At 42.0% G+C, this 245-nt stretch carries 1 pseudogene; it reads right to left on the bottom strand.

Annotated features, from left to right (window positions below):
• Positions 1–39: 39 nt before the first annotated feature.
• Positions 40–245: pseudogene (locus KVT28_RS26155) on the bottom strand (PTS lactose transporter subunit IIB); the annotation flags it as partial.

The following is a 245-nucleotide window of genomic DNA, read 5'->3' on the forward strand; positions in this document are numbered from 1 at the left end:
GCCTGCCCCAATAAGTCTTTTACCAGGAAGTCGATGACACTATTCATGATTAGCGACCTTTAAGTTACGTTCTTTCATAAACGCCACCATTTTCTCTTCAATTTCTGCTTTGTCGGTCAGCTTATTGAGTATAATCACCCGTTTGATCTGTTCCGGGCTGGCATCGGCATTTAACACATCTGCAAAGACTTTCTGAGTTAAAATCATGTCGCATTTAAAGGCGTTGGCTTCAGATATGGTGGTGT

Source organism: Pantoea sp. GbtcB22, from assembly GCF_019091025.1.
GTDB classification, from domain to species: Bacteria; Pseudomonadota; Gammaproteobacteria; order Enterobacterales; family Enterobacteriaceae; genus Pantoea; species Pantoea leporis.